Annotated in this window: 3 protein-coding genes; all 3 read right to left on the reverse strand. The window is 60.4% G+C overall.

Translation table 11 applies throughout. The annotated features are described in order from the left end of the window. Positions 1-436 precede the first annotated feature (436 nt). Positions 437-1,597, reverse strand: a complete 1,161-nt coding sequence (locus BMF89_RS10190; protein ID WP_078106977.1) for an acyl-CoA dehydrogenase family protein — start codon at positions 1,595-1,597, stop codon at positions 437-439. Further along, the gene (locus BMF89_RS10195; protein WP_290439675.1) at positions 1,598-2,794 is read right to left on the reverse strand and encodes a CoA transferase; all 1,197 of its coding nucleotides are present in this window, start codon (positions 2,792-2,794) and stop codon (positions 1,598-1,600) included. Between the two features lie 83 nt (positions 2,795-2,877). Then, entirely contained in the window at positions 2,878-3,606 is a 729-nt protein-coding gene (locus tag BMF89_RS10200; protein WP_078106978.1) for a GntR family transcriptional regulator, read from the reverse strand. Positions 3,607-3,778: the final 172 nt, after the last annotated feature.

The raw sequence follows: 3,778 nt of genomic DNA on the forward strand, positions 1-3,778 counted from the left end.
CAAAATCAACCAATCCATAAAAACAAATCGGTATCAACAAACTTGGCACACTATTGAGTTCTCAAACAACAGACACACCCGGCACCACCCACACCCACAAGGGTCCAAGATCGCTCCGGAGCAACTTCCCAAACTTACCCGAACTGCCACTACTTATCAAATCGGCATTTCAACCAGATTCAAGGTGATAATTCGAATTTCCCTCGAATTGCGGCACGCAAAGCACCAGCCGTTTTAGACTCAATTCGAAGGGTTTGGCCACCCGTGGTTCCCAGCTCTAGGCTGTCTCCCTCGCGGCGACTTAGAAGACATTACACGGCTTCCGCACCCCGCGCAAATCCAGCGTTGAGGCGGCCAACTCAAGTTGGCCGCCAGGACCTGATGGGGTCGCCCGGCGACGTCGACGACGGAACGCGGGCTCCGCCGTCGGGCCCGCCTAACGGAAGGCTGCGATACCAGTCAGCCTGCTACCCAAGATCAGGGTATGGACTTCGTCGGTGCCCTCATAGGTGCGGACGGATTCCAAGTTGTTGGCATGCCGCAAGGGTGAGTGATCCAGAGTGATTCCGTTACCGCCAAGGATGGTCCTCGCTTCCCGCGCAATTTTGATGGCCTCGCGGCAACTGTTCAGTTTGCCCACCGAAATTTGGTCCGGTTGCAAGGTGCCGGCGTCCTTCATGCGCCCGAGGTGCAAGGCCAGGAGGAATCCCTTGTTGATCTCCAGAGCCATATCAACCAACTTCTGCTGGGTCAGCTGGTAACCAGCCAGTGGTTTCCCGAACTGCAGACGTTCCTTGGAGTACTCGAGGGCGGCTTGGAACGCGTCGCGCGCAGCGCCCATGGCGCCCCAGATGATTCCGTAGCGGGCCTCGTTCAGGCAAGAGAACGGGCCCTTGAGTCCGACGACGTTCGGCAGGACCGCACTCCCGGGTAGGCGCACATGGGACAATTCAATGTCGCATTGGATTGAGGCTCGCATGGAGAGCTTCGGCTCGATCGGTGTCGCCGTGAACCCAGCGGTGTTGGTTGGGACAACAAAGCCGCGGACACCGCCGTCGGTCTGGGCCCAGATGATGGCGACTTTGGCCACCGACGCAAGGCCGATCCAGCGTTTTGATCCGTTGAGGATCCAGTCGCCTCCGTCACGGTGCGCAAAAGTAGTCATGCTGCCCGGATCCGACCCCGCCGTGGGTTCCGTCAGCCCGAAACAGCCGATCGCTTCCCCCGCGGCCATCGCCGGCAGCCATTCGGCTTTCTGCTCATCCGAGCCATGCTTGTGGATGGCGCTCATCGCCAACGAGCCTTGCACCGAGACGAAAGTGCGCAACCCGGAATCGCCGGCCTCGAGTTCCGCTCCGGCCAGGCCGTACTCGACGGCGGATCGTCCGGCGCAGCCGAAGCCTTTCAGGTGCATGCCGAGCAGCCCCATTTTGCCCAGTTCTGGAACAAGTTCCAGCGGGAAAACGGCCTTTTCGAACCAACCTGCGATGTGTGGCTTGATTTCGGTATCCACAAACGCGCGCACCGAATCGCGCAGTGCACGTTCATCCGCGCTGAGGAGGGAATCGAAGTCAATCAGATCGCTGATATCGGACATTTATGCGCCTTTCTCGGCGGTGTCCGGGGATCGGACAGCGAAGGTGAACCCCTGGTGCTCTCCAAGGGCCGGGGGAACTTGCCGATAGCTTGGTGCCGCCGCGGACAACCGGATCGGGTTGGTCAACTGCCGGGACTTCCGGCCAGTAGCGGGATCGGTGACAACGACTGACGGCTCCAGCCCGAGGCTCTCAGCGAGTTTGAAAGCCTCGCCGACACTATTGACCGTGCCCGCAGGAACACCTGCGGCGAGCAGTTTCCGTTGCCAACTCGCTGCGGTGTCAGCACCGAGCGCAGCCTCAATCGCAATCCGAAGCTCCTCGCGCGATGCTACTCGGCGTTCATTAGTGAGGAACCTCCCTTGCTGGGGCAGAGCCCTAAGTCCCAGAACCGACGCAAGCGCCGCAAATTGCCGATCGTTTCCAACCGCGACGGCGAGCGTGCCGCCTCCGGTGCGGAACGTCTCATATGGGGCGATGCTGGGGTGCGCATTACCAAGCCTGGTAGGCGAATCACCCGTCGCCAAACTGGCCGTGCCTTGGTTTGTCAAGGCTGCCAGGAGCGATGAGAGGAGGCTGACCTGCACCTCCTGACCAACCCCCGTAGCATCGCGCACCCGTAGGGCCATCAGGATTCCCGCTACGGCATTCTGTCCCGCGAGGACGTCAACCAGGGCAACCCCGACCTTGCTGGGTTCCCCTTCCGGGTGGCCGGTGATACTCATCAGACCGCCAAGCGCCTGCACGAGCAGGTCATAGCCGGGCAGATCCGCGCCGGCGCCAGCCCCGAAGCCCGAGATTGAACAATAGACGATATCCGGCCGGCCCTCGGAGACCGTCCGATAATCCAGCCCGAATTTCGCCATGACGCCAGGCCGGAAATTTTCGATCACGACGTCGCAGCCGGCCACGAGCGCACGGGCATAGTCCAACCCATCATCGGACTTGAAGTCGGCGACCACCGATTTCTTGTTCCGGTTGACGCTGGCAAAATATGTACCAATCCCGTCGGCGTCAACCGGCGGGGTCCACGCTCGGGTGTCGTCGCCACCAGGACCCTCGATCTTGATGACTTCGGCACCGTAGTCGGCCAACATCATGGAGCAAAGCGGGCCGGCTAGAACCCGTGAGAAGTCTGCGATCCGTATACCAGCCAAGGGCTGCGGCAAGCCGCTCGGACTACCCTGTGTGGATGCCACGACGCATCTCCCTCGATAGTTGTATGTTGCATGCAACTGTAGCGGATCGCACGCAGCGTGTAAACGATTCTTGGGTATTGGAGTCAAGTGCGGAGTTTAGTCAGCTGATCCAGCTTCGCCAGATACGCATCGGAGGACAGTCCAGGCATCTTCGCGCAGACGCCTGAAATGAGAAGCCTCGCAGTGCGGGTGACATGCTCGCGAACGGCAGCGGACGCAGCCAGGGGATCCTGTCGTTCCAATGCGTCGAGAATGCCTCGACGGTCGTCCGCCAAGTCCTGGCTGCTTCGGATTGAAGGGATGGTCACCAACCCTTGCGCGAGAACCAGATTGCGGAGCTCGCCATCCAGTGCCGTTAGCCGCGGATTACCCGCCAGGCCCATGAGAAACAAGTGGAATTCCTTGTCCGCCTGCAGGGTCCCGGGACCATCATCGGCGGCTGCTGCATCCAGGATGCGTCCATGCAGCTCACGGAAATGCGCGAGTTCATGCTTGGTGACCATCTCGGCTGCCCGTGCCGCTGCCGGAGGCTCAAGAAGAATTCGGATCTGGAAGATCTGAACAATTTCATCAAGTGAAATCTGCAATACCCGGACACCGCGGTTCTTCTCGATCCGGACAATGCCCTCCTTCTCAAGCAACTGCAACGCCTCTCGAACCGGCGTCCTGGAGACTCCGAGTCTCTCGGCTAGTCCAATCGCCGAATAGTGCTCCCCTGGCGTCATCTCGCCGGACGTGATCGCCGCCCGGAGCATATCCGTGACCTGCGCTGTGAGCGACACCCCGGGAGCAACCTGTTGCATGCTACTCATCCTGACATTGTACGGCTCAGTATGAACCTGAATCTCGGAGGGTTCATTGGTGAGCGCGTTGGGAATTCCGGCGCATGGGTGAGCGGGGGTTGGTGGAACCGGGCCATATGCGAGCGGGGGTTTGGGGAAACGGCCGTATATGTGAGCCGGCGTTGGGGGTTCCAGGTGGGGT

This window comes from Arthrobacter sp. SRS-W-1-2016, from assembly GCF_002009585.1.
Classification (GTDB): Bacteria; Actinomycetota; Actinomycetes; order Actinomycetales; family Micrococcaceae; genus Arthrobacter; species Arthrobacter bambusae_A.